The organism is Nocardia sp. NPDC058058, assembly GCF_042885355.1.
Lineage (GTDB): Bacteria > Actinomycetota > Actinomycetes > Mycobacteriales > Mycobacteriaceae > Nocardia.
The window spans coordinates 632,933-657,523 of record NZ_JBHVSA010000002.1 but is presented as its reverse complement, the minus strand read 5'-3'; the positions used below and the strand labels follow the sequence as shown (position 1 = coordinate 657,523).

Here is a 24,591-nt window from a genome sequence, read left to right as displayed (position 1 = left end):
AGAACGTGGGCGGAGAAGCGAGCCTGACAGCTGTGTAGACGCAGCACTGTGTTCGATGCAGTGACAAGGAGGTAACGGTGCGTGAACTTCGAGTAATCGGATTGACGCCCGATTCCACGCACATCGTGTGCATCGATACCGAGAGCGGTCAGAAGTACCGGCTCCCCGCCGATGACAAACTGCGTGCCGCTGCCCGCGGAGATCTTGCCCGGTTCGGACAAATCGAGATCGAAACGGAAGCCACGATGCGCCCTCGCGATATCCAGGCTCGAATCCGTGCCGGTGCTTCGGTGGAGCAGGTGACCGAAGAGTCCGGAATGCCCGCCAGTCGAGTGGAGCGTTTCGCGTATCCCGTTCTGCTGGAACGCGCCCGGGCCGCCGAGCTCGCCCAGAAGGCCCATCCGGTCCGCAATGACGGTCCCGCCGTCGAAACCCTCATCGAGATCGTCTCCGCCGCCTTCGCCGAGCGCGGCCACAATATCGACGTCGCCGAATGGGACGCCTGGAAAGACGAAAAGGCGTACTGGGTCGCGCAATTGCAGTGGCAGGCCGGACGTTCGGTCATCGCCGCGCACTGGCGCTACCAGCCCGACGCGCACGGCGGTTCCGTTGTGCCGCTCGATGATCCGGCCTCGGATCTGATCGATCCCGACTTCGGCCGCGCGCTACGCGGTCTGGCCACCATCCTGCCGGACCAGAACGAACCGGTCGTGGTGGAGGCCCCGGCGTCCACGCCGCGCACCACCGCGCCCGTCCCGCGCGAGGAGCGCGCCGACTACGAGTCCGCGCCCGCCCGGGTCGCCAGCCAGCAGTCCATGGACGGCTACTACGAGCAGCGCCCCGCCGTCGGTGACGGCACCGTGCCCGCACCGTCGGCCGCCGCCTCGGCTCCGGCCCCGGTGGCCACTCCGACGGCTCCGGTGACGACTCCGCCTGCCGCCCCGGCACATTCGGTGCCCGAGCGCACGCCCGAACGGACCGCGCCCGCCGCACCCGAGCGGACCGCGGCCACCGCCCCGGCCACGCCCCCCGCGCCCGCACAGCCCACGCCCGAGCGGACCGCGCCCGCGCAGCCCGCTCCGGCCCAGCCCGCTCCCGCCGCGACCCCGGCCGCCTCGGCTCCGGTGGCGGAACCCGCTGTCGCCGAACCGGCCGCCGCCGCTCCGGCCGCCGCGGCCACCACCGCGCCTGCGACCCCGCCCGCCGCCAAGCCCGCGGCGAAGCAGAATCGGGCCAAGCGCGGCGGTAAAGCCCCCATGCCGTCCTGGGAAGATGTACTCCTGGGCGTGCGCAGCTCCGGTCACTGACGTCCGGCTCCGCGGCGAGGTAGATCGCGGAGCCGAATTCGAAGCTGAAAGTTTGCTAGAGCGTCGAAATCGTTGCGCGCCGATTGCCGTGCGCATTTCCTCCGAATTTCTGTTGCCGAATCGGTGCCGATAGCGGCGCGGATGCGCCGTTGCATTGGCAAACTGTCTTTATTGTCCGAAGGTTCCCAGGCGGCGGCGAGTTCGCCGCGCCGGGGGAGACCTCGCGCAACAGCGACATTTCGACGGTCGGGCGGGTAGATTTTGTAGTGGTGGCGGTGATGGCCGGGGCCGTCCGCGCCGACGCCGAGAGCGGCCACCGAATGTTGCGGATAGTTTGCCTGTCGTTGTTCGCAAGGAATTCGGGAGGTGCGAAGTGCCATCCACAGTCTCGTCCCTCTGGTACGTCGATGCCTCCGATCCGGTCGGCGTACTGCGCGCGCATCCGGGACCCGATCCCGAGGCCGCCTTCGCGCTGGCCCGCCAGCTCAATCCGGATCGCGATGTGGTGCCCGCCGCCTCCGGCACCATGAAGGTGTGGGCCGGACCGGATCCGGAATCCATTTACATCGGCTGCTATCCGGGCGTCACCGTGGTCTGCTCCACCCAGGCGGCCCTGCCGCGGCCGACGAAACTGCCCGAGCTGCTGGTCCGTCCGCTCGCCTCCGAGCACACCTATCTGGTGTCCTACGACCTGTCCCTGGGCTGGGGCGCGTTCGCGGAATGGGAGCGCGGGGAGTTCCGCCGCTCGTTCAGCGCCAGCCGGGTGAACATCCTGGAGGACGAGGGCATGCCCCGGGTGTGGGAGCGGCCGTACTGGGCGGGTGAGCACCCCATCGAATTGGAACCCGGCGAACTCGCCGATCCGCAGCTATTGCCGTTCGACCCACCGGATTTCGCCGATGCCGCCAATCAGGAATGGCTCGGCTTCCGCTATCGCGGCAAATTCTCCGAGGACGCGCTCACCCCGGATCTGATCGAGGTCTGCGGATTCTCGCTGTTTCCCAAGGGCCAGGCCCCCGCTGTGGACGAACCCGCCGAACCGGTTGCGGTCGAACGCAATGGCAAGCGCGGGCTGTTCGGCTGGCTGCGCGGCAAGGACCGGGACCGCGTGTCCTGAACCACCACCCGTCATTCCGGCGCGCTTTTGGCCGGAATCCACACTGGCGGAGCGTATCCGGGCGGTGGATCCCGGCCGAAACCATGCCGGGATGACGAAGGTTGATCAGCCCGCCAGCAGGGCGATCCAGGCCAGCAGTACGCCGACGCCCAGGCCCGCGATGACCCAGCGCGTCACCGGCTGGAAGCGCCAGCGCCATGCGGTCGGGGTGACACCGCCCACCGCGACCACGTTCACCAGCGCCGACAGCAGCGGATGGATATTGGCCAGGGCCACCCCGAACGAGTAGACCCCGGCCGCGGTCAGCAGCGCCACGAAGGCGATGACGGCGATACCGCTGGCCCACGGGGTCGGCTCGGAATAGCCGTAGCCGTAGGGGCCGTCGGGCGGATAGCTCACTGGGCCGGTCCTGAACTCACTGGGCACGCACTCTTTCGTAGAAGGCCATGGCGGCGGCGGTCGCCACATTAAGGGAATCGGTGCCCGGTGTCATGGGGATGCGCGCGCGAATATCGCTGGCGCGCATGGTTTCCTCGGTCAGGCCGGGGCCCTCCGCGCCGAGCAGCAGTGCCACCCGCGCACCGGTCATGGCGTGCGCGAGGGTGTCCGCCTTCGGGTCCGGGGTGAGCGCGATGATCTGGAAACCCTTGTCGCGCAGGATATTCAGGCCGTCGGGCAGTTCGGGCAGCGGTGCGAAGGGAATCCGCAGCACATGCCCCATGGAAACCCGCACCGAACGCCGGTACAGCGGATCGGAGCAGCGATCGCCGAACAGCACCGCGTCCGCGCCCAGCCCCGCCGCGTTCCGGAAGATCGAGCCGATGTTCTCGTGATCGTTCACGCCCTCCAGCACCGCGACCGTACGGGCTTGCGCCAGTACCGCTGCCGCGGTCAGCTCGGGCGGCCGCCGGGCCGCCGCCAGCACACCGCGATTGAGATGGAATCCGACGATCTCCGCCATCACCTCGGCGGTGGCCCGGTAGTACGGGACGTCCATTCCGGCCAGCTGCTCGGCCAGCACCTCGTATTTGCGCGCCACCCCCAGCAATCCGGTGGGGGTGAAGCGCGAGGCCAGCATGCGTTCCACCACCACGGTGCCCTCGGCGATGACCAGTCCCTTGCCGCCGGGCAGATCCGGTCGCCGGTCGGCATTGCTGAGATCGCGGAAGTCGGCGACGCGCGGGTCGGCGGGGTCGTCGATATCGATCACTTCGGCCACGGAGCTATTCTCGCGCGACGCCGTTCCGGGCCGTTCCGGGGCACAGCATAAGGTGATTGACGATCCCGATCCCCTATCGAAGAGGACAACCATGACCAAGCCGGAAATCGAGTTCCAGGACGGGCCCGCCCCCGCGACGCTGGTGATCAAGGACCTCGTCGAGGGCACGGGCGCGCTGGCTGAGCCCGGCTCCACCGTCGACGTGCACTACGTGGGCGTCGAGTTCGACAACGGCGATGAGTTCGATTCGTCCTGGAACCGTGGCGAGTCCATCAAGTTCCCGCTGCGCAACCTGATCCAGGGCTGGCAGGAAGGCATCCCGGGCATGAAGGTCGGCGGCCGCCGTCAGCTCACCATCCCGCCGGAGCTGGCCTACGGCCCCGCGGGCGCGGGCCACCGCCTCTCGGGCAAGACCCTGGTCTTCATCATCGATCTGCTGGACGTGCTGAACTAAGCGCTTCGCGTTCGAAAGCGAAACGCCCGCCTCGTGGAAGCGAGGCGGGCGTTTGCTGTGTGTGGGCATCTTCGCACTTCGGGGTTCCGGGGTGTGCCCCCGAAATCTCTCCTCGGTGTGGCTGTCAGGAGCCGACGATGGTGTTCATGATGGTGCCGGCGCTGGTGGCCGTCGCACCGCCGAGCATGGCGTTGGCGACCATTTTGGGGGAGCCCGCTCCGCCGCCCCACTTCTCCCAGGCGAATTTGCCGCCGCCGTAGGTGATGGCGGCAATGCCGGACATCTGGGTGAACCAGGTGAAGTAGCGGAACATCTTCATCATCTTGTCGGCCATGGGCGGGGTCTCGGCCGTGGGATTGCCCATTTGTGCGAGGACTGTGCCGTACATGTCGTGCGCGGCGAGCAGCATGCTCACGATCGTTTCCTCTCCGGTACCGGGGCGCTGGGGGTGGAGCCGTGGCGCGGGTGGGGCAGGAGCGTCAAAACTGATCGATTAGAACAATTCGGTCATGATTGTAGCCGGATAAACCGCCGATTGTTGCTGATTGTTTGCCAACGCTTTATGGGCGCAGATTATTTGCGGACGATCTCCACCGGATCGGTGAGCGCCGACGCGATCGCCGACTGCTGTGGCACCCCGCGCTGCGGCAGCGCGTTCAACGCCTGCGTGGCCTGATTGCCCAGCGTGGTCGTCACCGCCTGCAACTGCGACACCCCGGAGGTCAGTGCGCTCAAGGCCGCGACCAGCTGCGTCTTGCCCTGATCCGCCAGCGCCGGAATGCTCGCGGCCAGCTGCCCGCCCTGATTCAATTGCGCACTCGCGTCACCGAGGCGTGTCGCGCCGTCGTGCAGCAGCTGCCCGATCCGGGTTTCCGGGGTGACGGCGGTGCCGACCAGATCACCCACGCCGTTGAGCTGGCTCCCGGCCTGATTCGCCACCACCTGCAAACCTTGCAGCTGGGTGATGATGCTCGCCAGCTGCGGATCACCGGCGAACGGCAGGCCCTGCAGCAGCGGCACGATGGCATTGATGCCCGAGCTCAACTGATCGGCCGCCTGCGATACCTGTCCGACGGTCACCCCGGTCGAATCCAGCGCCGTACCCAGGTCATTCGCCTGTTTGGTGGCCGCGCCCACGGTGGTGTTCAGTTCGGTGATCGCCGAAGTGATCTGTCCCGCACCGGCTTTCGCCTGATCCAGGAAGGCCAGCATCTCATCGGCCCCGGAGCCGAACTGCTGCGCGCCGTCGGCGGCGGCCTGTACGCCCGCGCTCAGCAGCGTGCTGGTCATGGAAACCTGCTGCAATTTCCCGCGCGCGCTGTTCATCGAGGCGAAAAGGGTGTCGAGTCCGGACGCGCTGATTTTCTTTGTCACGTCATTCACAGCGTCGTTCACGATATTCGCGTCGGCGCGATCATTGGTCGTCACCGTCACCTGTGCCCGCTGCGGTTTATCGGTGCCGAGCGAGGCGATATCGGCGGACAGTTCGGTGGGCAGCGTGATGATCACCGCGTAATCGTCGGTACTGGCCGAATCGACCACATCCCACTCGCGAGTTCCACTGTCCTGCAACGCCCTTGCGATTTTGGCCCCGGTAGGCCCGGTATCGCCGTTGATCAGCGCCACCCCGGTGGGCGCGGGCGACATGCGCAGATACGCGATCACGCCCGTGGTGACCGCGGCTACCAGCAGGAGAGCGAACAGGGCCAGCCGAGTGCGATGTTTTCTCAACACTATTAAGACCGTAGAGGTACCTATTGGCTTCAGCTCTGGCGTTTCTCTGAGAATTCGGTAAACACTGGAGTGTCCGGCAATTCGAGTACCAGTCGTACGCCGCCGAGCAGGCCGTCGTCGAAATAGGCTCGCCCGCCGTGCAATTGCGCCTGCTGTGCCACCAGCGCCAGCCCGAGCCCGGATCCGCCCTTGGCGGCCTGGCTGCCGCGCGCGAAGCGTTCGAATACGGTGGCGCGCTCGGCGGCGGGGATACCGTGACCGTTGTCGTCGACGGTGATCACTATGTGCCCGAACGGATCCCGATGCGCCGACACCAGCGCCTCGGTCGCGCCGCCGTGCCGCGCGGAATTGGCCAGGGCATTGTCGATGGCCAGGCGCAGCCCGGTGGGCAGGCCGCGGGTGACGAGTTCGGCGTCGGTGTCGATGCGCACCTTCAGATTCGGGAAATGCCGGTTGGCATCGTGTGCGGCGGCATCGATGAGCTCGGCCACATCGGTGGCCACGTGATCGCGGGCATTGGTGAGATCCCCGGCGGCCAGCCGTTCCAGCGCCGCGAGGGTGGATTCCACCCGGTTCTGCCCGCGATGCAGGTCGATGAGGATTTCCGCGCGCTGCGCCTCGTCCAGGTCGAGGGTGCGCAGCACTTCCAGATCGGTGCGCATGGCCGTCAGCGGGGTGCGCAGCTCATGTGCGGAGACGGCGGCGAAATCGCGGGCGGTCTCCAGCGCGGCGGCGGTTTCGGCCTGCGCCCGGTCGATGCGTTCCAGCATGGTGTTGACCGCGTCGGCGAGCATTTCCGATTCGCGCACCCCGTGCCCGTCCACGGGCAGCGGGCCGCCGGGTTCGCCGTGCCGGTCCAGTTGCCGGGTCAGGTTCGCGATCGGCCGCACCGCGCGCCCGCCGAACAGCCAGCCGAGTCCGGCCGCCGCGGTCACGGCCAGCAGTGCCGACCACAGCACCCAGCGGCGTTGCGCGGCCGTGGTGCGCTCATTCTCGGTGGTCGGGATGCCAAGGGAGACAACGCGTCCCGACGGTTGATTCTGGGTGGTGGTGAGCACCCGGTAGGTATTGCCGTCGACGGTGACGGTGTGATTGCCGACCGGCAGCGCGGGCAGCTGCACCGAGGTGCTGGCCAGTGAGCCGTCGGCATTGCGCACGGTCAGCGCCATATCGTTGGTGGGTCCGAGCACGCCGAGCACGGTCACCGCGAGCACCGGTTCGATGAGCACCACCCGCGAGGTGACGGCCAGCTGCTGATCGGCCTGCGCGAGATTATTGCGCTCGATGGCGTACATGGTGAACCAACTCAGCGCCGCCACAATGATTGTCGCGCCGAGCGCGGCCGCCGCGGCGACGCGCGCCCGCAGTGAATACGAGCGGCGGCGCGGACTGCGCGGGCGATTCACGGCGTCATTTCGGCGCGCGCAGCACGAATCCGACGCCGCGAATGGTGTGCAGCAGCCGGGGTGTGCCGTCGGTCTCGAGTTTGCGGCGCAGATAGCCGACGAATACGTCGACCACATTGGTGTCGGCGGCGAAGTCGTAGCCCCACACCAGTTCCAGCAGTCGTTCCCGGCTCAATACCACTCCGGCGCTGCGCGCCAGTGTGGAGAGCAATTCGAATTCCCTTTTGGTGAGCTCGATTTCGTCACCGTGCAGCAGTGCGCGATATCCGGCGACGTCGACTTCCAAGGGCCCCACCGTGATTCCGCCCGGCACCGAGGAGGGCGGCACATCGCTGCGCCGCCGCAGCAGCGCCTTGATCCGCGCCACCAGTTCGGCCAGCACGAACGGTTTCACCAGGTAGTCGTCCGCCCCGGATTCCAGTCCGGCGATGCGGTCGTTGACCGAACTGCGCGCGGACAGCACGCAGATCGGCACCTCGTTGCCCATGGCGCGCAGGGCGGTGACCACGCCCGCGCCGTCCAGGATGGGCATATTCATATCGAGCACGATGGCATCGGGTGCGGTCTCGTTGACCGCGCGCAGCGCCTGCGCGCCGTCCCGGGCGATGACCACCCGGAATCCCGAGAGCCGGAGCCCGCGTTCGACCGAGACAAGAACATCCTCGTCGTCATCGACGACCAGGACAGTAGGTAACTCGCCGCGTTCGCCCACGGGTTCCATTGTCGCAGTCTCTGCCTCAGTAGTTGTGGCAGGTGTCGGCGACGGTCTGAATGGTGGCGGCCATGCCGGAGGCGCGCGGATCGTTCGCGGCGGAGTTGGCGGCGTCCGGGTTATCGCGCACATAGGCGTCGAATTCGGCCTGGCGCTGCGCGGGCGACTGATCGAACTTGGCCTTCAATTCGGCCTTCTGCGACGGGTTCTGGTCCAGCAGCGAGGCCAGGGCGGGGGCCTTGTCGTGCAGCGCGGCGTCGACCTGGGCGAAGGTGCACGTCGAATTCAGCAGCGGCGCGGCCAGATCCAGCGGGCTCGCGGAGGCGGTGGCGGGGGCCAGGGCGATCGCGACGGTGGCGAGCGCACCGGCGCCGAAGACGGCGGCGGTCCGGTGGTTACGGACGAAACTCATGTATCGGCCTTTCTCAGCGGTACACGGGTCCTGCGACCCGTGCCCGCCCGACGCTAGGCCACCGCCATGGGAGCGCCGTGAACGATCTCTGAGAAAACCGTGTGGGTGCCCGAATTCGCCCCGCTCAGCGGGTGGTTCAGGCGGAAGGCGCGGTATCTCCGCTCGGCGCGGCGGCATTGGGGTCGATGCGCCGGAACGGGGTGGTGGCGGCGGTCGCGGCATCGGCGGCCGCGATGCGCTCCTTATCCTCCATCAGCGTCACCGCATCGCGGATCTGCTTCTCCAGGGTGGGCAGCATGCCCGCGTCCTCGATGGTCGGCGGCACCTCGAAGGTCTCGCCCGCCGCGATCTGGCGCATGGTGCGGCGCAGGATCTTTCCCGATCGGGTCTTGGGCAGCGAGGTCACCGCGACCACGTCGTACAGCGTCGCGATGGCCCCGACCCGGTCGCGGACCCGCTCGATGACCTGGGCGCGCAGATCCTCGGGCGCGATATCGACACCGGCCTTGAGCACCACGTATCCGATGGGCCGCTGGCCCTTCAGTTCATCGGGCACCCCGACCACCGCGGTCTCGGCGACCAGCGGATGTCCGGCGATGGCGGCCTCGATGCCGCCCGCGGACAGACGATGTCCGGCCATATTGATCACATCGTCGCTGCGGCCGAGTACGAACAGATAGCCGTCCTCGTCGAAGAAACCGGAGTCGCCGGTCAGATAGTGCCCGGGATAGGCGGAGAGATAGGAGCGCTCGAAGCGCGCGTCATCGCGCCAGAGCGTGGTCAGCGTGCCGGGCGGCAGCGGCAGCCCGATGACGATATTGCCCTCGGTGTTCGGCGGCACCGCGTTGCCCTCCGAATCCAGCACCCGCAGCCGGTAACCGGGCACGGGTACCGAGGCGGATCCGGCCTTGATCGGAAGTTGTTGCAGTCCAAGCGGATTGGCGCAGATGGGCCAGCCGGTCTCGGTCTGCCACCAGTGGTCGACCACCGGGCAGTCGGGACGGTCGGCGAGCAGGGTGTCGACCGACCATTCGTAGGTGGCCGGATCCAGCCGCTCACCGGCGCAGAACAGCGCGCGCAGCGTGGACATATCGTGCCGCTTGGCCAGCGCCGCTTCGGGATCGGCGCGGCGGATGGCGCGCAACGCGGTCGGCGCGGTGAACATCACATCGACCCGGTAATCCTCGATGAGCCGCCAGAAGGTGCCCGCGTCCGGCGTCCCGATCGGCTTGCCCTCGTAGAGGATGGTGGTCGCCCCGACCAGCAGCGGTGCGTACACGATGTACGAATGCCCGACGACCCAGCCGATATCGGAGGTCGTGAGCATGGTCTGCCCGCCGCTGACGTCGTAGATATTGCGCATCGACCAGGCCATCGACACCGCGTGCCCGCCGTTGTCACGGACGACGCCCTTGGGCTTTCCGGTGGTGCCGGAGGTGTAGAGGATGTACAGCGGATCGGTCGCGGCCAGCGATACGGGTGCGGCCGGTTCGGCGTCGCGGATCGCCTCATCCCAGTCCAGCCAGCGCGCGGCCACGGTCTGTGACGAATCAGGCAGATATTCGGTGGCGGCCTGTGCCGCGGAGAAGCGCAGTTCCGGGAAGCCGTCACGCTGTTTGACCAGCACATTGCGCGGTGCGGTGGTCTCGGCGATATCCAAGGCCTGCAACACGATCGGCGGGTATTCGATGCGGCGGCCGGGCTCGAGCCCGCCGGAGGCTGTGATGATCAGCACAGGTTCGGCGTCATCGATGCGGGCGGCCAATTCGTGCGCCGCGAAGCCGCCGAAAACCACCGAATGCACCGCACCGATGCGAGCACAGGCGAGCATCGCGATAACGGATTCCGGAATCATCGGCATATATATGACGACTCGATCGCCGGTTTTCACACCGAGTCGCACCATGGATCCGGCAAATCGGGCGACTTCGTCCAGCAGCTGTGCGTATGTGTAAACACGCCTGGTGCCGGTCATAGCGGAGTCGTATATTAGGGCGGGCTGATCGGCGCGACCCCCCTCTTGACCGCCGGAAGAGCCCTCCGACGGTGTGATCTCGCGCACATGGCGATCCAGTGCGTTGTAGGAGGTGTTGAGGCGAGCGTCCGGAAACCAGCGCGCGGTCGGGCGCGCATTCGAGTCGAGGATCTGGGTGGGCGGAACATCCCAGCTGATGGATTCGGCCGCGGTGCGCCAGAACTCCGAGGGATCGACCAGGCTCAATTGATACGCCGGTCGGTACTCCTGCTTCGCGTTCAACCCCGTGACTCCCTAGCTCCGCAGCACGCATGTGAAGGGCATGGATGCCCGCCTCGATAGATCAGCCTGATTGTGGCAGACTTCACGCGACGTCCGGGCGGACGCCGCGACCTTTGATAATGCCTGCAAACGGCTGGTCAGAGACCGGTGGTTGCCAAGAGGTCACACAAGAAGTTATTGATCCGTTAGAATCGCATGTCACATATTTCGGCCGTCTTGGACGCAATTTCTCGGCCAGCCGCAGTTCTCGGCCAGCTCCGTCTGTCGAGCCCAGCGTGCGATCGCGGAGGCTCGCTGATGGCGCGTGGCTTGGGCCAGTTTGGAAAGTGAGTGGGAGATGCGTGACGCCGCAAGGTCCGGCAGCAATAAGCGCTGGGCGCTGAGCAACTGGGACCTGCGATGGAAGGTGACGGCGGTGCTCGCCGTCCCGCTGTTGGTCGCCGTCGTGCTGGGTGCGTCGAGGATCTCGGCAGAGTTCGCGGAGTCCAGTAGGCAGGGGAACGCGGTCGACCATGTCGCCGTCATCCCGGCCATCACCGGTTTGAGTGCTTCGGCCGCGACCGTGGTCGGTGGTCAGATGGTCATGCTCGGCCCGAACCAGTCGATCACCTCGGAACCGGAACTGGCGCAGCTGGACACCGCCATTCAATTCGCCGAACGTGCCGTCTCATCGCTGTCCGATCTCCCGAGCGCGCGCGCCGCGCTCGACGACATGATCACCGCTTCCAAGGCGGTCCGGGCCAATGGTCTGGCCCCGCTCAAGTCGACCGCCGACGGCGTCAACACCATCGAGCGCATTCGCGGTAACAGCGTCCGGACCGTGGAGTCCATCGTCTCCACCATCGCCGACAAGAATGTCGATCAATCCAAACTACGGTTGGTCGATTCGCTGAACACCCGAGCCGTATTGGTCGGTGAGATCGCCGGTTTCGCGGACGCGCTGCGCGCCAATCCCAAGGATGGATTGCGCGATATCCAGATCAGCATCAGCACCGAGCGGCAGCTGCTCGCGGTCATGGCGCATCGGTTCGCCGACGGCGATCCGATCATCGCGGAGCTACAACGCCTGGTCGACACCCGACTGCAGCTGATCACCAGCCCGCAGGCGCAGGCCGGTCAGCTGCCGGTGTCGGACCTGAAGGATTCGCTGGTCTCCAGCGTCGAGAACTACCAGACCATCGGCACCAACTCGACCAAGGACATCGTGTCCCGAGTCGACGTGCTCGCCTCCACCGCGCGCGGCGATGCCATTCGCTACACCGTGATCGTCATCGCCACCATTCTCGGCGCGCTCGCGCTGGCCGTGTTGATCGCGCGCGCGATGATCGTGCCGCTGCGCCGTCTGCGCCTGGCCGCGCTCCGCGTCGCCGAATACGACTTGGCGCAGGAGGTCTCGCAGCTGCGTGACGGCGCCGACCCGGAAGACGTGCCGCTGGAGCCCATGCCGGTGCACACCGATGAGGAAATCGGTCAGCTGGCTCGCGCCGTCGACGATATCCACGGACAGGCGCTGCGCCTGGCCGCCGATCAGGCCTCCATGCGTACCCAGGTCAACGATATGTTCGAGACCCTGGCGCGCCGCTCGAAGTCCCTTGTCGACCATCAGCTCTCGCTCATCGAGGCGATGGAGTACGACGAGAAGGACCCGCGCCTGCTCGAAAACCTCTTCCGCCTGGACCACCTCGCCGCGCGTATGCGCCGTAACGGTGACAACCTGCTGATTCTGGCCGGTACCAAACAGCGCCGGACCAAATCCGCACCCGTCGAGATCGCGGACGTCTTGCGCGCCGCCATCTCCGAGGTTGAGGACTACGAACGCGTCAAGCTGGGCGCCACGCCGCGCGGTGCGCTGACCGAACCGGCCGCCTCCGATATGGCGCACCTGTTCGCCGAGCTGCTCGATAACGCGCTGCGCGCCTCGCCGCCGGAGACGGACGTGAAGTTCACCTTCGCGCAGGCGCACGATCAGGGTCTGCTCATCGAGGTCGCGGACCGCGGCATCGGTATGCCCCCGGCCGAAATGGCCGAGATCAACCGGCGTTTGGAATCCACCGCCGAGGTCGGCCCGGACACCGCGCGGCATATGGGTCTGTTCGTGGTCGGCCGCCTGGCCGAGCGCCACGGCCTCAGCGTGCGACTGCGCCCGACCTTCGATACCGCCCGCGATCCCGGCGTCACCGTGACGGTGCACGTGCCCAAGCCGCTCATCGTGGCGGCGGGCGGCGCCATTTCGGTCCCGCCGCAGGGCAATCCGCAGCAGCCGGCCCCGGCCGCGCAGGGTGCGGGGAACCAGGCCGGTACGCCGTCCTCCATGCAGATGCGTGCGGTCACCCGCACCGCGACCGGCAATGTCATGGTCACGGTGGATCCCGGTGTGAGCGGGCCGATTCCGGCCGGTGCGCCGGGAGCCCCCGGTGCACCGACTCCGGCGGCCGCCTCGGGCGGCGCCTCGACGGGTCTGCCGCAGCGTGCGCCCGGCACCAATGTTCCGGGCGGTCTGCCCGGTGGTGGTGGCGGACTCGGCGGTGGCGGGCTCGGCGGCGGTCTGCCGCAGCGTCAGCCGGGTACCAACGGCCCCACCATGAAGCACACCGTGGCCACCCCGTCGGTGGACAGACCCGGTGGGCTACCCCAGCGTGATCCGGGTGCGAACGGTCCGGCCGCGCCGGGTTCGCAACCCGCCGCGAATCTGCCGCAGCGTCCGCCGGGCGATGGTCCGGCTCGCCCCGGCGGCGGTCTCGCCGCCAATATGCTTCGCCGCCAAGGCGGTCCGGGGGGTCCGGGTGGACTCCCGCAGCGTCCGGGTGGTCCCGGCGCGCCGGGTGGTCCGGGTGCGGGCGGCCCGGGTGCACCGGGCGGGCTCGGTAACTCCGGTGGCCCGGGTGGTCCCGGCGGACCCGGTAAGGGCGTCGGCCTCGGTGGCTCGAACGGTCTCGGCGGTCCGGGTGATTCCGGTCTGGCGCAGCGCGGTCCGGTTCCGCCGCAGCGGGATGGCCTGGCTCCGCGTGATCCGGCAACGGGGCTTCCGCAGCGCGGTGGCGCTGATCAAGCGAACGGTTCGGCGTCCGGCGGTCTGCCGCAGCGCCAGCCGGGCACCAATGGCGCGCCGGGCCGTGAGCCCAGCGTCGGCCTGCCGCCGCAGCGTTCCGCCCAGGGCGGTCTGCCCACCCGCGAGCCGGGCGCCAATGGCGCGCCTGCCCGCGATGGCGGTCTCCCGCAGCGCGGTGATGCCGCAGGTGGTCTCCCGCAACGGGATTCGGGCGCGACGAACCGTCCGCAGCCGCCGCAGCGCGGTGCCGCGGATGCCGCCGCCGGTGGTCTCCCGCAGCGCGGTGACGCCGCAGGTGGTCTCCCGCAGCGTGATTCGGGCGCGGGTAATCGCCCCCAGCCGCCGCAGCGTGGTGGCTCCGATGCCCTGTCGGGTGGTCTGCCGCAGCGTGGTGGCTCCGATGCCCTGTCGGGTGGTTTGCCGCAGCGTGGCGATTCCGATGCTCTCTCAGGTGGTTTGCCGCAGCGCGGTGGCGGAGCGGATGGCGGCCCGCAGGGTCGGCCTCAGCCGCCGCAGCGCGGTGGCGCGGATTCTCTCTCCGGTGGCCTGACCCAGCGCGATCCGTCCGCCGGTGGTCTGCCGCCGCAGGGACGACGCGGTGCCGCGGATGCCGCCCCGGGTGGTTTGCCGCAGCGCGATCAGTCCGGTGGTCTGCCGCAGCAGGCGCGTGGCGGCGCGGATGCGTCCGGTGGTCTCCCGCAGCGCGATACCGGCAGGCACGGTCTGCCGCAGCGCGGTGGGTCGGACACGGGCTCCAATGGTCTGCCGCAGCGGGATTCGGGCTTACCCCAGCGTGGTGCGGATCAGGCCGGTGGTCTCCCGCGTCGTGCGCCCGGTGGCAATGGCGCACCCGGTGCGCCGCAGCAGGAGGCCGCGTTCGGTGGTCTGCCGCCGCGGGCTCCGGGCGGTCTGCCCCAGCGTGGCGCGGATCAGGCCGGAAATGGCTTGCCGCAGCGGGATTCGGGTCAAGCGCTGGGCGGTGGAGCGGCGCAGCGCGGTGGCACCGATGCCGGTGCGCCGGGATTGCCCCAGCGCGGCGCGAGTGGTCTGCCGCAGCGGGATCCGGGTGCGGGTCTGCCGCAGCGTCCGGCTCCGCTGCCGGGTCTCGGTTTGCCGCAGGGTGATTCGGGTGATCCGAAGGACCGCGGCCGGCACAGTTTCCGGTCGAATCCGCAGAAGGCGGCCTCGTTCTTCCAGACCCGGTTGCAGCCCGCGACCGGTGAGGATCAGGCGTCCATGGGCACCCCGATCTTCGCGGAGATGATGTCGGCGTGGTTGTCGGATCCGAGCGCGGAGCGATCCCACGTGGCCTCGTCCTTCGAATCACCGGGTGATGAGGGTTGGCAGGCCGCGCAGCGGGTAAACGAGTCCGAGCCCCAGCGCCGTACGGCAGCGGGTCTGCCGCAACGTGATCCGGGTAACCGACTTGTGCCGGGCGGTGTCAACGGAAACGCTGACAAGGCGGCCCATCGCGACCCAGAATCCATCAGGTCCAGTCTGAGTCGGCATCAGCAAGGTGTCCGGGATGGCCGTGCGATGAAAGAAATGAACCTAACCGGAGATAAAGGAGACCGATGAACCCCGATCTAGGTGGTACGAAGCGTCAGCTGGATTGGCTGGTTTCGAATTTCGCCAATGAGGTTCCGGGCGTCGCACACGCGGTTCTGGTTTCGGCGGATGGTCTGCTGATGGCCGCGAGCGCGCAACTGCCCGTGGATCGTGCCGAACAGCTGTCTGCCGTGACCGCGGGCCTCGCGAGCCTGTCGGTGGGCGTGTCCAATCTGTTCGAGGGCGGCACCGTCCTGCAGTCGGTGGTCGAGATGGAGCACGGTTACCTGCTCCTGATGGCCGTCGGCGACGGTTCCTACCTCGCGGTGCTCACGAATACCTCGTGCGACATCGGCCAGGTTGGATACGAAATGGCGTTGTTGGTCGAGCGAGTGGGCCAGACAGTCCAGGCCACACCTCGCGTCACGATGGGTTCCTGATGGCGGGATGGACATAGACAACGAACGCATCGGTAGCGCCGAGCCGAGTCTCGTTCGCCCGTATTCCCTGACCGCCGGACGTACCCGGCCGAAGGTGGAATTGGCGTTGGAGGCGCTCGTCGCATCGCATCCGGTCGCCCTCGAGCGGCAGTTCGAACTCACCAACATCGAGACGTCAATCGTGGAGTTGTGCAGAGAATCGCCGTCTGTCGCCGAGGTCGCCGCGCGCCTGGGTATCCCGATCGGGGTGGCCCGGGTGCTGGTCGCTGATCTGATCGAAGCCGGCCATGTACGGGTTTCGGCGACATTGAAAGACGATTCCAGCGACGATGAACGTCGCGAGCTGATCGAAAGGGTTCTCAGTGGACTCCGGCGTATTTGATTCGACGACACAGGTCGATACGCGCACCAGCAAGCCCACGTCGGCCAAGATCGTGGTCGCCGGTGGGTTCGGTGTGGGTAAGACGACCCTGGTAGGTGCCGTCTCGGAGATCGTTCCGCTGCGCACCGAAGCTCTGGTGACCAATGCCAGTGTGGGCGTGGACTCCCTCACGGGTGTTCCGTCGAAGGCCACCACCACGGTGGCCATGGATTTCGGCCGTATCAGCCTGGCCGATGATCTGGTGCTCTATCTGTTCGGCACGCCCGGCCAGTACCGCTTCTGGTTCATGTGGGACGACCTCATCAAGGGCGCCATCGGCGCGGTGGTGCTGGTCGATACCCGGCGCCTGGAGGACAGTTTCGCCGCCGTCGATTATTTCGAGGCCCGGAACCTACCCTTCCTGGTGGCGATCAATGAATTCGATGATGCGCCAAGGTATCCGGTGGAGGACATTCGTCAGGCGCTCGCGGTGCCCGCCGATGTTCCGATCCTGTCGATGGATGCCCGTCGCCGGGAACCGGTGAAGCAGGCGCTGGTCGCTGTCACCGAGTACGCGCTGCGCAAGGTCGTGCAGGGCTACTAGCAGGACGACGCGGCCTCCGGCGTTGCCCGCAGCAATGTCGGAGTCCGGTTATGCTCGCGCGCGTGAAGACCTCGGCGCGAGAGTTGCTCGGCGAGTTGCTGGATCCCGGTTCCTTCGAGAGCTGGGATCTACCGCCGGTGCCTGTCCAGGCTTCTTCCGAGTATCGGGCGGAGTTGGACGTCGCGGCGATGAAGGCCGACCTCGATGAGTCGGTGCTGACCGGTGCCGGAATGTTGCGCGGACGGCCGGTGGCCGTGATCGCATGCGAATTCGCCTTTCTCGCAGGGTCTGTCGGTGTTGCCGCGGCCGAGCGCATCGTGTCGGCGGTGGAGCGCGCCACCGAGCTGGGGCTGCCGCTGCTGGCCTCGCCGACCTCGGGTGGTACCCGAATGCAAGAGGGCACAGTGGCTTTCGTGCAGATGGTGAAGATCGCCGGAGCTGTCGCCGTGCACAGGTCCGCCGGGTTTCCGTATCTGGTGTATCTCCGCAATCCGACCATGGGTGGCGTCTTCGCCTCGTGGGGATCGTTGGGGCACATGACATTCGCCGAACCTGGCGCGCTGATCGGCTTCCTGGGCCCGCGCGTCTACAAGGCACTTTACGGCCGCAGCTTCCCGGAAGGGGTGCAGACCGCAGAAAATCTGTACCACAGCGGCGTAATCGACGGCGTGGTGCCGATTTCGGTGTTTCGCCGAATCGCGCACCGGGCCCTGAACGTGCTGTGTGACGGTCCGCAGCCGCTCACCGAAATGGACGGCGACACCCGCGATTTCGACAATGGCGTGGGCATTCTGCAGGCCGGGCACGAACTGCGCGGTCCGGCGCTGCAGGTCGGGAATGATGTGCCGGCCTGGCAGTCGGTGCTCATCTCCCGGCGTGCGGATCGTCCGGGGATACGCGAGCTGCTCCGGCACGCGACCGACCGAGTTCCGTTGTCCGGCACCGGACAAGGTGAATCCGACCGGACGGTTGTGCACGCGCTGGCGCGCTTCCGCGGCCAGTCCTGCATTGTCTTCGGCCACGATCGCGCGGGACAGTCGCCCGATCAGACCATGGGTCCCGCGGCGTTGCGCGAGGCGCGCCGCGCCATGCACCTGGCCGCCGAACTGCATGTGCCGCTGGTGCTGGTGATCGACACCATCGGCGCATCGCTGTCCCGGGAGGCCGAGGAGCGGGGCTTGGCTCCCGAAATCGCCCGCTGTCTGGCCGATCTCGTCACCCTCGACACCCCGACGGTCTCGGTGCTGCTGGGGCAGGGGAGCGGCGGCGGCGCGCTGGCGCTGCTACCCGCGGACCGGGTGCTGGCCGCCGCGAATGGTTGGCTGGCCCCGCTGCCGCCGGAGGGTGCGAGCGCGATCGTGTACCGCGATACCCTGCACGCCCCGACAATGGCCGCGCGGCAGGGCATTCGCGCGACGGAGTTGCGGGCGAACGGGATTGTCGACCGCATCGTCCCGGAATATCCCGATGCCGCGGACGAGGCGGTGGATTTCGCGCAGCGCGTGGTGTCGGCCATCGCGGCGGAGGTCGCGGACCTGACCGCCAAGCCATTGGCCGAACTCCGCGCGGTTCGTCATCTCCGCTATCGCAGGCTGGGGTTACCCGACTAGCGCTGCCGATGATCTTCGGGACACCGGTTTCAGGGGCTCACTGAAATGTTCGGATTTTACTATTGTCTCGAGATGACAGTTGGAAGTGCTTGCGGTGTAATGGAATTGCTTCCGTGAGTGGGTAACACGGAGGTTCTGCATGTACCGAACTGCTCGTCTCGTCATGATCGGAGCGGTCGCGGCCGCGGCGTTGACCACCGGCGCCGCGTCCGCCTCGGCCGATACCGGCTCGGCGAATCCCGGTTCGCTCGGCACGCTTTCGGCGAATACCGGTTCGAGCCCCGGCCTGCTGGTCAATCTGCTCACGGCCGGTTCCTCCGGCGCGGGTTCCTCGGTCGGCGGCAATTCACTGTCGTACCTGATCGAGCAATTGCTCATCAATTCCGGTTCGTTCACGCGCTGTCAGCTCAGCACCACCGACGATCCGTCCTGCGTCATCTGGCACTGATCGAATATCTGCTGGAAGTTAGCCCGCTCACATATCGCTTTTCGGCGCTGACACGCGCGGGCGCGTGGTTGACGCCCAGGTGAACCACTTCTACGGTCGGAATGGTGACTTACCGGAGCGAGACCAGCGCAGTCCCCTCGATCGTCCTCAATGACGGCCATGTCATGCCCAAGCTCGGCTTCGGCGTGTTCAAGGTCGAATCGGGTGACACCGTCGACGCCGTGGCGACCGCGCTGCAGGTCGGCTACCGGAGCATCGATACCGCGGCCATCTACGGCAACGAGTCGGAGGTGGGCCGCGCGCTCGCCGATTCGGGCCTGCCGCGCGATGAACTGTTCATCACCACCAAGCTGTGGAATCGCAATCAGGGCTATGACGCGACCCTGCGCGCCTTCGACGAGAGCATGAAGCGGCTGGAACTGGATGTTCTGGACCTCTATTTGATTCACTGGCCGATTGCCGAGTCCGGTTTGTACGTGGACACCTTCCGGGCGCTGCAGGCGCTCAAGGCGCAGGGCCGGGTCACCTCCATCGGCGTCTCGAACTTCACCCGCGAACATCTCGAGCGGGTCATCGACGAGACCGGTGAGACCCCCACCGTGAATCAGGTCGAATTGCATCCGTATCTCGCGCAGGCCGAGCTACGCGCCTTCCACGCCGAGCACGGCATCATCACCGAGGCCTGGAGTCCGCTGGGCCGGGGCGCGGAGCTGGCGGACGCGACCATCGCCGCCGTCGCGCAGGAGGTGGGCCGCACCGTCGCGCAGGTCATCCTGCGCTGGCATATGCAGCTGGGCAATGTCGCCATCCCGAAGTCGGTGACGGCTTCCCGTATCGCGGAGAACTTCGAGGTCTTCGATTTCGAGCTGAGCCAGGATCAGGTGACGCGAATCAGCGCCCTGGACAACGGAACTCGCATCGGCCCGAACCCGGACGAGTTCCAGGTGGACGCGCCCGCCTGATTCGTGACCGCGGCTGTCGCGGCCGTGGCGCTCAGGACTGCGGCCACCGGCTGTCGATGAGGTCGGTGAACATTCTGGTGACCCGATCGGCGAGTTCCGGTGCGGTGGTTCCCATTTGGGCGGACCGCAATTCGAGTTTGCCGTCGAGGGTGAGCGATGCCAGGCCGTGCGCGAGGCTCCACAGCGCCAGGGCCAGGGTCGCGGCGTCTTCGGGGGGCAGTCCGCCGGTGCGGGTGGCGTCGTCGATGACGTCCTCGAGAATGGCGTAGGCGGCATCGCCCGCGGCCTCGGTTTCCGGGTGTTTCTCGGGCTGATGCAGTTCGGGACGGAACATCAGCCGGAAGTACGCGGGGGAGGTGCGCGCGAATTCCACGTACGACACGGTCATGCGAATGATCGCGTCGCGCGGTCCGTCCGCCTGTTCGCGAGCTGAAATCATCCGCGCGCCAAGCTGTTCGAAGCCGCGCGTGGAGATCGCCGCCAGCAGTGCGGCCCGGTCGCTGAAGTGGTGATAGGGCGCGCCCGGGCTGACGCCGGCTTCGCGTGCGACCCGGCGCAGGCTCACCGCGGTCAGACCTTCGGTCTCGATGAGTCGCAGCGAGGCGCGCAGCAGCTCTTCGCGGAGGTCTCCGTGGTGGTAGCGGTCCTTGGTCGGCATGGGATGAGCGTAAGGGGTTGACTTCGGCGTGCCCTTGAATCTATACATTGTTTAGATTCTAAACACTGCTCAGATTGGAGCCGTCTCATGTCGGATCTCGTCCTCGTCACCGGCGCCTCGGGGTATCTCGCGGGGCATGTCATCGATGAATTGCAAGGTCAGGGCTATCGCGTGCGGGGCACGGTGCGCTCGCTCGCCAAGGCCGCCGAACTCACCCACCTGACCGGGGTCGACTTCGTACAGGCCGATCTGGACTCCGATGCGGGCTGGGCGGAAGCCGTCGCGGGCTGCCGGTTCGTACTGCACACCGCCTCGCCCTTCCCGCCCGCCGAACCCGAACACGAGGACGAACTGGTGCGCCCGGCCGTGGACGGCGCGCTGCGGGTGCTGCGCGCCGCCGCGTCCGCCGGTGTGCAGCGCGTGGTGCTCACCTCGTCGGTGGCGGCGATCATGCGCGGCCATGGCGATCGGCTGCTCACCGAGGACTACTGGTCGGATGTCAACGCCTGCAACGCCTATGAGAAGAGCAAGACCCTCGCCGAGCGCGCCGCCTGGGATTTCGCGGCGGCGCATCCGGAACTCGAACTGGCCGTGATCAATCCGGGCATGATCCTGGGTCCGGTGCAGCGCGCCGCCACCGGCACCTCGGTCGACGCCGTGCGCATCCTGCTGGCCCGGGAGATGCCGGGTCTGCCCGACCTGGGTTTCTCCACCGTCGATGTGCGCGATGTGGCCATCGCGCACCGCCTCGCCATGGAACTGCCGCAGGCCGTGGGCAATCGCTATATCTGTGCGGGCGAACAGGTTTCGCTACCCGAGATGGCCCGCGCGATCGCCGCCGAATACCGGGTCCCGACCCGGGTCCTGCCCGATTGGCTGGTTCGCCTGAGCGCCCGCTTCAATCCCGCCGCCGCGCTCGCCGCCCGCTACCTGGGCCGCGCCGAACACGTCAGCGCCGCCAAGGCCCAGGACGAACTGGGCTGGACCATGCGCCCGGTGCGACAGACCCTGCTCGACACCGCCGCCAGCCTGATCCGCTTCGGCGTGGTCGCCGATCCGGGCGCCCCGCGCGGCAAGACCCCCCGCCCCGCCTCCCAAGCCGTCGCCTGACCGAATCCCGCCCCCGTCATCCCGGCATGTTTTCGGCCGGAATCCACACCGCGAGATGGTCACACAGTATGCAGTCCAAGGTATTTGGTGAGTTCCACGGCCGCCGCGCGCCCGGCGCGGTTGGCCCCGATGGTGCTGGCCGACGGTCCGTAGCCGAGCAGGTGGATGCGCGGATCGGCCGCCACCTGCGTGGCGAGCTGCCCCGTCATGGTGATGCCGCCGCCGGGTCCGCGCAGCCGCAGCGGGGCCAGATGGTCCAGGGAACTGCGGAAGCCGGTGGCCCAGAGAATGGCATCGGCACGCTGGAAAGTGCCGTCGGCCCAACGGATTCCGTCCGGCTCGATACGGTCGAACATGGGTTTGCGATCCAGCACGCCGCGCGCGCGGGCGGCGCGCACCCGGTCGTCCTCGGGCAGTCCGGTCACCGATACCACCGAGCCCGGCGGCAGTCCGCGCCGCACGCGATCCTCCACGATGGCGACGGCGGCGCGGCCCGCGTCGGGACCGAATTTATTGTCCCGGAACACCGGTTCGCGCCGGGTGACCCAGGTGGTGCTCGCCACCCGCGAAATCTCGTCCAGCAGTTGGATTGCCGTGATCCCGCCGCCGACCACGACCACGTGTTCGCCCGCGAATTCGTCGGCGGTCTTGTAGTCGTGCGCATGCAATTGCCGTCCGGCGAAGGTGTCCGCGCCGCGATAGAAGGGGATGAACGGCTTATCCCAGGTGCCGGTGGCATTGATGAGCCCCCGGCTGCGAATATCGCTGTCCACCACCGGTTTGACGACGGACGGGTCCGCGTAGCCGACGTTCACCGCCCGCACCTCCGCGTGCAGCAACCCGTCCACCTCGGCATCCGGGCAGGTGGCGTCGGTGGCCCGATCGCACACCACGCTCACCGATACCGGCCGGTGCACTCGCAGATCGAATCGCTTCTCGTACAGCTCGAAGTAGTGCGGCACGGCGGTGGCGGCCTGCGCGTTCTCCGAGCCTTCCGGCAGCGTCTCCTCGAACGACATTCCGGGCAGATCGTGCACGCGGTTCACTGTGCTCAATGTCAAAGAAGGCCAGCGGAACTGCCACGCGCCGCCCGCCGCAGGCGCGTGGTCGACAATCAGAAAGTCCTGTTCGGGGCGCAATCCGAGCCTGCGCAGGTGGTACCCGACCGACAATCCGGCCTGGCCCGCACCGATCACCAGGATCTCGACATCGGGTGTTGCTGTCACGGACCCGACGGTACGCCCGCTTACAGTGAACATGTCCATGGGTACATAGCACAGTGGGGAAGGACAAATGCTCGGAGTCAGCCGTGATGGCGATGTCGTCACCATCGAACTGCAGCGTCCGCAACGGCGGAACGCACTCAACGAAGAGCTCGTGCGTTTGTTGCGCGATGCGATCGAGGAGGCCGCGGGGTCGGCTCGGGTGATCGTGCTGACCGGTCAGGGTCCGCTGTTCAGCGCGGGCGCGGATCTGGACGGCGTGTATTCGGACAGTTTCCTGGGTGCGCTGCTCGGCATGTTGCGCGCCATCGAGACCGCGCCGGTGCCGGTGATCTCGGCGATCAACGGGGGCGCGCTGGGCGCGGGCGTGCAATTGGCCATCGCCTCGGATCTGCGGGTGCTGAGCCCGGATTCCTTCATCGCCATTCCGGCCGCGAAACTCGGTATCTCCGTGGATCGTTGGACGGTGCGGCGACTATCGTCGCTGATCGGGCCGGGTCCGGCGCGCACCATTCTGCTGGGTGCGGAGCGGGTGCAGGCGCAGGACGCGTACAACTTCGGTTTCGCCAATAAGATCGGCACGCTCGAGGACGCGCAGATGTGGGCCAAGCAGATCGCCGAGCTCGCCCCGCTCTCGCTGCGTCATATGAAGCTGGTGTTCAACGATGACGGCACGCGCGGTGATGACACCGCCGAACAGAGCGCCGCCCTGGCCGCGGCCTGGGCCAGCGCCGATGCGCAGGAGGCACGGGTGGCTCGGTTGGAGAAGCGTTCCGCGAGATTCGAGGGCCGATGAACGGCGAGCGCTTGGGCGCGAATGCGCGGAGACTGGCTGGTATGGCAGCGGGTGCTTTCGGAATCTCCTGGGTGGTGCGGGCGGCATGGGGTATCCCCAATGCCATGGGCGCGTCGATCAATGCGATCGCGCCGACCGCGACCGGGGCGACGACCTATCGGAACAAGCAGTTCCACAACACCGAACCGAGTTCACAGCTCACCGGTTCGGGGCTGGAATTGCTGTATCAGCTTCTGACGGAACGTAATACGGGCAGGCCGCCGGGCCGGATCCCGGTGGAGACGCCGGTGACGCCGGAGCAGGCCGCCGATCTGGCGGTCACCTGGTACGGGCATGCCAGCTGTCTGGTCGAGGTGGACGGCTACCGGGTGCTCACCGATCCGGTGTGGAGCGAACGGGTTTCGCCGTCGGCGCTGGTCGGCCCGGCCCGGCTGCATCCGGTGCCGACGCCGCTGGAGGCGTTGCCGCCGGTGGACGCGGTGCTCATCTCGCACGACCACTACGACCATCTGGACCGCGACACCGTCGAAACGCTGGTGAAAACCCAGGACGCGGTGTTCATCGTGCCGATCGGCATCGGCGCGCATCTGCGGCACTGGGATGTCCCGGCCGATCGCATCGTCGAATTGGATTGGGCCGCTTCGGTTTCCCTGTCCGAGCTGGAACGCGCGCATGCGGACGGCACCGATCTGGTCATCACCTGCTCCGAGGCCAGGCATTTCTCCGGTCGCGGTCTGGTGCGCAACACCACGCTGTGGGCGTCCTGGTCCATCGCCGGTCCCACCCGCCGGGTGTACTTCGGCGGCGATACCGGGTACACCAAGGCGTTCGCGGAGGCGGGCGCGCGGCTGGGCCCGTTCGATCTGACTCTCCTTCCCATCGGCGCGTACGACCGGCACTGGCCGGACGTGCACATGAACCCCGAGGAGGCGGTGCGCGCACACGCCGATCTGTGTGTCGGCGATCCCGGATACGGGGTTTTGGTTCCCATCCACTGGGCAACCTTCAATCTGGCCTTCCACGGCTGGTCGGAGCCGGTTCGCCGGATGGTCACCGCCGCGAAAGACGCCGGTACGACGGTCGCCGTGCCCAAGCCGGGACAGCGGATCGACCCGATTGGCCTCCCATCAGGGGATACGTGGTGGGAAGATGTGCGCGAATGAC

23 protein-coding genes are annotated in these 24,591 nt (G+C 67.5%); 13 read left to right on the top strand and 10 right to left on the bottom strand.

What is annotated here, in order from left to right:
• Window positions 1-77: 77 nt before the first annotated feature.
• Window positions 78-1,307, top strand: coding sequence for a septation protein SepH (sepH, locus tag ACFVUS_RS17710; RefSeq protein WP_387766960.1), 1,230 nt, complete (start codon window positions 78-80; stop codon window positions 1,305-1,307).
• A 373-nt stretch (window positions 1,308-1,680) separates the two neighbouring features.
• Complete coding sequence (locus ACFVUS_RS17705; RefSeq protein ID WP_387766957.1) at window positions 1,681-2,424, top strand: DUF6928 family protein; 744 nt, start codon at window positions 1,681-1,683, stop codon at window positions 2,422-2,424.
• A 105-nt stretch (window positions 2,425-2,529) separates the two neighbouring features.
• Here the strand turns inward: ACFVUS_RS17705 and ACFVUS_RS17700 are convergent, their stop codons facing one another.
• Window positions 2,530-2,823 carry a DUF2537 domain-containing protein gene (locus ACFVUS_RS17700; protein ID WP_387766949.1) on the bottom strand — a complete coding sequence of 98 codons (294 nt, stop codon included), beginning with the start codon at window positions 2,821-2,823 and terminating at the stop codon, window positions 2,530-2,532.
• Between the two features lie 16 nt (window positions 2,824-2,839).
• Entirely contained in the window at window positions 2,840-3,643 is an 804-nt protein-coding gene (locus tag ACFVUS_RS17695) for a TrmH family RNA methyltransferase (RefSeq protein ID WP_387766946.1), read from the bottom strand.
• Between the two features lie 91 nt (window positions 3,644-3,734).
• Between ACFVUS_RS17695 and ACFVUS_RS17690 the strand changes: the two genes are divergently transcribed.
• The gene (locus ACFVUS_RS17690) at window positions 3,735-4,097 is read left to right on the top strand and encodes an FKBP-type peptidyl-prolyl cis-trans isomerase (protein WP_387766943.1); all 363 of its coding nucleotides are present in this window, start codon (window positions 3,735-3,737) and stop codon (window positions 4,095-4,097) included.
• 124 nt (window positions 4,098-4,221) lie between these two features.
• On the opposite strand, the gene ACFVUS_RS17685 is transcribed toward ACFVUS_RS17690, so the two are convergent.
• The 6 genes from ACFVUS_RS17685 to ACFVUS_RS17660 form a co-directional block, all read right to left on the bottom strand.
• The gene (locus tag ACFVUS_RS17685; protein WP_330185534.1) at window positions 4,222-4,506 is read right to left on the bottom strand and encodes a hypothetical protein; all 285 of its coding nucleotides are present in this window, start codon (window positions 4,504-4,506) and stop codon (window positions 4,222-4,224) included.
• A gap of 164 nt (window positions 4,507-4,670) precedes the next feature.
• Window positions 4,671-5,831 carry a hypothetical protein gene (locus ACFVUS_RS17680; protein ID WP_387766940.1) on the bottom strand — a complete coding sequence of 387 codons (1,161 nt, stop codon included), beginning with the start codon at window positions 5,829-5,831 and terminating at the stop codon, window positions 4,671-4,673.
• A 29-nt stretch (window positions 5,832-5,860) separates the two neighbouring features.
• On the bottom strand, window positions 5,861-7,237 hold the full coding sequence (locus ACFVUS_RS17675; protein ID WP_387766937.1) for an ATP-binding protein: 1,377 nt from the start codon (window positions 7,235-7,237) through the stop codon (window positions 5,861-5,863).
• A gap of 4 nt (window positions 7,238-7,241) precedes the next feature.
• On the bottom strand, window positions 7,242-7,958 hold the full coding sequence (locus ACFVUS_RS17670) for a response regulator transcription factor (protein WP_364641355.1): 717 nt from the start codon (window positions 7,956-7,958) through the stop codon (window positions 7,242-7,244).
• Between the two features lie 16 nt (window positions 7,959-7,974).
• Window positions 7,975-8,361, bottom strand: a complete 387-nt coding sequence (locus tag ACFVUS_RS17665; RefSeq protein WP_375962793.1) for a hemophore-related protein — start codon at window positions 8,359-8,361, stop codon at window positions 7,975-7,977.
• A 136-nt stretch (window positions 8,362-8,497) separates the two neighbouring features.
• On the bottom strand, window positions 8,498-10,618 hold the full coding sequence (locus ACFVUS_RS17660; protein WP_387766932.1) for an AMP-binding protein: 2,121 nt from the start codon (window positions 10,616-10,618) through the stop codon (window positions 8,498-8,500).
• 337 nt (window positions 10,619-10,955) lie between these two features.
• On the opposite strand from ACFVUS_RS17660, the gene ACFVUS_RS17655 reads away from it, so the two are divergent.
• The 7 genes from ACFVUS_RS17655 (at window position 10,956) to ACFVUS_RS17625 (ending at window position 19,640) form a co-directional block, all read left to right on the top strand.
• Complete coding sequence (locus ACFVUS_RS17655; RefSeq protein ID WP_387766929.1) at window positions 10,956-15,245, top strand: ATP-binding protein; 4,290 nt, start codon at window positions 10,956-10,958, stop codon at window positions 15,243-15,245.
• A complete protein-coding gene (locus ACFVUS_RS17650) occupies window positions 15,242-15,655 on the top strand; it encodes a roadblock/LC7 domain-containing protein (RefSeq protein WP_029930951.1) in 414 nt (137 codons plus the stop codon). Before ACFVUS_RS17655 ends, ACFVUS_RS17650 begins: the two co-directional genes overlap by 4 nt.
• A gap of 7 nt (window positions 15,656-15,662) precedes the next feature.
• Window positions 15,663-16,037 (top strand): DUF742 domain-containing protein, encoded by a 375-nt coding sequence (locus tag ACFVUS_RS17645; protein WP_364641343.1) that lies wholly within the window; start codon window positions 15,663-15,665, stop codon window positions 16,035-16,037.
• On the top strand, window positions 16,018-16,620 hold the full coding sequence (locus ACFVUS_RS17640; RefSeq protein ID WP_297623101.1) for an ATP/GTP-binding protein: 603 nt from the start codon (window positions 16,018-16,020) through the stop codon (window positions 16,618-16,620). The genes ACFVUS_RS17645 and ACFVUS_RS17640 overlap by 20 nt, the downstream gene beginning before the upstream one ends.
• Before the next feature lie 62 nt (window positions 16,621-16,682).
• Window positions 16,683-18,230 (top strand): carboxyl transferase domain-containing protein, encoded by a 1,548-nt coding sequence (locus ACFVUS_RS17635; RefSeq protein ID WP_387766924.1) that lies wholly within the window; start codon window positions 16,683-16,685, stop codon window positions 18,228-18,230.
• A 139-nt stretch (window positions 18,231-18,369) separates the two neighbouring features.
• Window positions 18,370-18,678: a hypothetical protein gene (locus ACFVUS_RS17630; RefSeq protein WP_387766920.1), complete on the top strand. Its 309-nt coding sequence runs from the start codon at window positions 18,370-18,372 to the stop codon at window positions 18,676-18,678.
• Window positions 18,679-18,842: 164 nt separating this feature from the next.
• A complete protein-coding gene (locus ACFVUS_RS17625; RefSeq protein WP_387769936.1) occupies window positions 18,843-19,640 on the top strand; it encodes an aldo/keto reductase in 798 nt (265 codons plus the stop codon).
• 31 nt (window positions 19,641-19,671) lie between these two features.
• Here the strand turns inward: ACFVUS_RS17625 and ACFVUS_RS17620 are convergent, their stop codons facing one another.
• Window positions 19,672-20,298, bottom strand: a complete 627-nt coding sequence (locus tag ACFVUS_RS17620) for a TetR/AcrR family transcriptional regulator (protein WP_387766917.1) — start codon at window positions 20,296-20,298, stop codon at window positions 19,672-19,674.
• 87 nt (window positions 20,299-20,385) lie between these two features.
• Between ACFVUS_RS17620 and ACFVUS_RS17615 the strand changes: the two genes are divergently transcribed.
• The gene (locus ACFVUS_RS17615; protein WP_387766914.1) at window positions 20,386-21,408 is read left to right on the top strand and encodes an SDR family oxidoreductase; all 1,023 of its coding nucleotides are present in this window, start codon (window positions 20,386-20,388) and stop codon (window positions 21,406-21,408) included.
• A 59-nt stretch (window positions 21,409-21,467) separates the two neighbouring features.
• On the opposite strand, the gene ACFVUS_RS17610 is transcribed toward ACFVUS_RS17615, so the two are convergent.
• Window positions 21,468-22,667 carry an NAD(P)-binding domain-containing protein gene (locus tag ACFVUS_RS17610; protein ID WP_387769933.1) on the bottom strand — a complete coding sequence of 400 codons (1,200 nt, stop codon included), beginning with the start codon at window positions 22,665-22,667 and terminating at the stop codon, window positions 21,468-21,470.
• Window positions 22,668-22,701: 34 nt separating this feature from the next.
• Between ACFVUS_RS17610 and ACFVUS_RS17605 the strand changes: the two genes are divergently transcribed.
• Window positions 22,702-23,427: an enoyl-CoA hydratase gene (locus ACFVUS_RS17605; RefSeq protein ID WP_387766911.1), complete on the top strand. Its 726-nt coding sequence runs from the start codon at window positions 22,702-22,704 to the stop codon at window positions 23,425-23,427.
• Window positions 23,428-23,468: 41 nt separating this feature from the next.
• A complete protein-coding gene (locus ACFVUS_RS17600) occupies window positions 23,469-24,590 on the top strand; it encodes an MBL fold metallo-hydrolase (RefSeq protein ID WP_387766908.1) in 1,122 nt (373 codons plus the stop codon).
• The last annotated feature ends 1 nt before the right edge of the window (window position 24,591 follow it).

What these genes read in the sequence shown, in the direction of transcription:
- ACFVUS_RS17600 (WP_387766908.1), top strand. Translation starts at nt 23,469, where the DNA reads ATGGCAGCGGGTGCTTTCGGAATCTCCTGGGTGGTGCGGGCGGCATGG.
- ACFVUS_RS17685 (WP_330185534.1), bottom strand. Translation starts at nt 4,506, where the DNA reads ATGCTGCTCGCCGCGCACGACATGTACGGCACAGTCCTCGCACAAATG.
- ACFVUS_RS17690 (WP_387766943.1), top strand. Translation starts at nt 3,735, where the DNA reads ATGACCAAGCCGGAAATCGAGTTCCAGGACGGGCCCGCCCCCGCGACG.
- ACFVUS_RS17620 (WP_387766917.1), bottom strand. Translation starts at nt 20,298, where the DNA reads ATGCCGACCAAGGACCGCTACCACCACGGAGACCTCCGCGAAGAGCTG.
- ACFVUS_RS17630 (WP_387766920.1), top strand. Translation starts at nt 18,370, where the DNA reads ATGTACCGAACTGCTCGTCTCGTCATGATCGGAGCGGTCGCGGCCGCG.
- ACFVUS_RS17625 (WP_387769936.1), top strand. Translation starts at nt 18,843, where the DNA reads ATGCCCAAGCTCGGCTTCGGCGTGTTCAAGGTCGAATCGGGTGACACC.
- ACFVUS_RS17670 (WP_364641355.1), bottom strand. Translation starts at nt 7,958, where the DNA reads ATGGAACCCGTGGGCGAACGCGGCGAGTTACCTACTGTCCTGGTCGTC.
- ACFVUS_RS17645 (WP_364641343.1), top strand. Translation starts at nt 15,663, where the DNA reads ATGGACATAGACAACGAACGCATCGGTAGCGCCGAGCCGAGTCTCGTT.
- ACFVUS_RS17615 (WP_387766914.1), top strand. Translation starts at nt 20,386, where the DNA reads ATGTCGGATCTCGTCCTCGTCACCGGCGCCTCGGGGTATCTCGCGGGG.
- ACFVUS_RS17650 (WP_029930951.1), top strand. Translation starts at nt 15,242, where the DNA reads ATGAACCCCGATCTAGGTGGTACGAAGCGTCAGCTGGATTGGCTGGTT.
- ACFVUS_RS17665 (WP_375962793.1), bottom strand. Translation starts at nt 8,361, where the DNA reads ATGAGTTTCGTCCGTAACCACCGGACCGCCGCCGTCTTCGGCGCCGGT.
- ACFVUS_RS17610 (WP_387769933.1), bottom strand. Translation starts at nt 22,667, where the DNA reads ATGTTCACTGTAAGCGGGCGTACCGTCGGGTCCGTGACAGCAACACCC.
- ACFVUS_RS17605 (WP_387766911.1), top strand. Translation starts at nt 22,702, where the DNA reads ATGCTCGGAGTCAGCCGTGATGGCGATGTCGTCACCATCGAACTGCAG.
- ACFVUS_RS17655 (WP_387766929.1), top strand. Translation starts at nt 10,956, where the DNA reads ATGCGTGACGCCGCAAGGTCCGGCAGCAATAAGCGCTGGGCGCTGAGC.